Annotated in this window: 1 protein-coding gene; it reads right to left on the bottom strand. The window is 34.7% G+C overall.

Translation table 11 applies throughout. The features are described from left to right. Window positions 1–131: 131 nt before the first annotated feature. Window positions 132–2,477, bottom strand: a complete 2,346-nt coding sequence (locus QZ659_RS20450; protein WP_291728952.1) for a type I restriction-modification system subunit M — start codon at window positions 2,475–2,477, stop codon at window positions 132–134. Window positions 2,478–2,542: the final 65 nt, after the last annotated feature.

Below are 2,542 nucleotides of genomic sequence, written 5' to 3'. Positions count from 1 at the left end.
ACGACGTTCTTGAAATTTATTACCTAATCTGATAACTTCCCTATGCTCAGGAACTTCCGCAATCCATTATACGCCTGAGCTTTTGTAAGCAGGGTATTTTTTAATGTTTTCTGTCTTGATTAGTGTTTCCATTAGCTTAGGTTTAGGATTTCTAGTATGAGACCTTCATTTTGTTTTTCTAGCTCCAGTATTTCTTTATTTACTGTTTCTATATTTCGTAAAGGCTTATGCTGATAGAAATATTTATTAAAGCTAATTTCATATCCGATTTTGGTTTTTTCTAAGTCAATCCACGCTTCTTCTACATGTGGTTTTACTTCTTCTAAAAAATAAGAATAGATACTTTCTTTGAGAGGAATATTTTCATAGTCTCTCAAATCGCTTTCTGTCTCATAAATGATATACTCGCCTTTGTTTTTGGTAGCGTAATATCCGTAGTCGGATAGTTGTTCTTCTGTGCAATCTAGTCTATCCAAAAGAGCTTCTAGTTTTTCATCTTTTAGCTTTTGTGTTTTCTTGATTACTTTTTCTGCTGTTTCGTCGTACCACGTAATCGCATTGTAGATAGCATTTTTTTCAGAAGATGAGAGTTTCATTTCGTTGTCTTTAATTTGCTGTTCTACTTCTGCTTGAAAAATATTAAAGTCGCTATATTCTTCTGTACCTACGAGTTTCATTAGCTTTTGAGCAGCTTCAAGAATGGTTTTTTGCTTTTTCCATGTTTTAGGTGATGTGAGTGTGGTTCTCTTTTTAGAGTTCAAATCAATTCCGTTTTTCTCAGCCCATTCTACTATCTCTTTTCCGATTTGCTTCATTTCTGTATAAACCTTATCTCCATACGTTTCATACGCCCATTGCATAGGCTCAGTAAGGTGTTTGTCGTAGCGAAGCGTATTTATTTTTTCTTCTGAAAACTGTGCTTTTAGCCTTTTAGGTCTTTCAATAGAAACTTTATAGAAACCAAAATCTTCATTATCAAATACTTTTGAAGTAGGTTTGTCTTGGCTAGGTTCTGTTGTCTCAAAATTTATATGTGTATTTAAAATCTCCTGTATGTGTTCTTTTGTAAGCTCACAATTTTTTGCACCTAAGTTTTTACGAAGTTTTGTGTACTGCTCCGAAGCGTCAATGAGCTGTACTTTTCCTTTTCTGTTTTCTGCTTTTGCATTGCTCAAAAGCCAAATATAAGTCGTAATTCCTGTGTTATAGAAAAGGTTATTTGGAAGCTGAATGATAGCTTCTAGCATATCATTTTCAATAATATAGCGTCTGATATTACTTTCTCCTCCTCCAGCATCTCCAGTAAAAAGACTAGAGCCATTGTGTACAGAAGCAATCCTAGAGCCGTCAGTCTGTTCATTATTTGGCTTCATTTTGCTTACCATTTCCATCAAAAACAGAAGCTGTCCATCAGAAGAACGAGGTACAGCTTCGACGGTTTCAGTTTCTCCCCAGTAGTTGTCTAAATTCACAATAAAACGGTTATCAATAACATCTTTTCCGTCTTTAATATGTTTTTGTTCAGAAGCCCAAGATTTTCCGTAAGGAGGATTAGAAAGCATATAATTGAACTGAGTTCCTGCAAAACTATCCCTAGAAAGCGTTGAGCCTACATGTATATTTTCAGGACTGTTCCCCCTAATCATCATATCTGACTTACAAATAGCATACGTTTCGTCGTTTATTTCTTTTCCATAGAGATAGACAGAACCATTCGCTTTTATTGCTCCTTCTTCATCTTGAATAAAGTTTTGAGATTCAGTAAGCATTCCACCCGAACCACAAGCAGGGTCGTAGATAGTCATTACTGAGGGCAAATTATCTTTGATAGGCTCAAAAATAAGATGCGTCATGAGGTCAATTACTTCACGAGGTGTAAAATGCTCTCCTGCTTCTTCGTTATTTTCCTCATTAAATTTCCTGATAAGTTCCTCAAAAACATAACCCATTCCCAAGTTGGAAAGAGGTGGTAGTTTTCGTCCTTCGGCATCTTCTGCTTCAAAGGGTGTGAGATTAATATTTTTAGAAGTAAATTTTTCTAAAACATCTAGCCATACATCTTTAGAAATCATGTGTTCTACTTTACTCTTAAGATTAAAGCTCTTAATGATTTCTTTTACATTTTTACTAAAACCATTCAAATAATCCTCAAAGTCTGTTTGAGCAATTTGTCGACTGTTGCCGATGTTAGTCTTGAGTAGTTGAAGTGTCCATTTACTTGTATTGTAAAACACTTGCTTACTTGCATCTTTTAGTGCTGCTGCGTCTAATTCTGTAAATTTAAGTTCTTCCCTTTGAAACTTAACCTCTTCTAAAACAGCCTCTTTTGTAGGTTCTAATAAAGCGTCAATCCTTCTCAAAACTACCATAGGCAAGATTACATCACGGTATTTTCCTCGCACGTAAACATCACGAAGGCAATCGTCAGCAATAGACCAAATAAAAGCAACTAATTTATTATGTGTAGTGGTGTCCATTTATATTTAATTTTTGAATATCCAAAAGCAATTAACAAAATAGTATAATACTAAGCAAATGTTAC

This window comes from Bernardetia sp. (assembly GCF_020630935.1).
GTDB lineage: Bacteria > Bacteroidota > Bacteroidia > Cytophagales > Bernardetiaceae > Bernardetia.
This window is presented reverse-complemented; position numbering and strand designations above follow the sequence as displayed.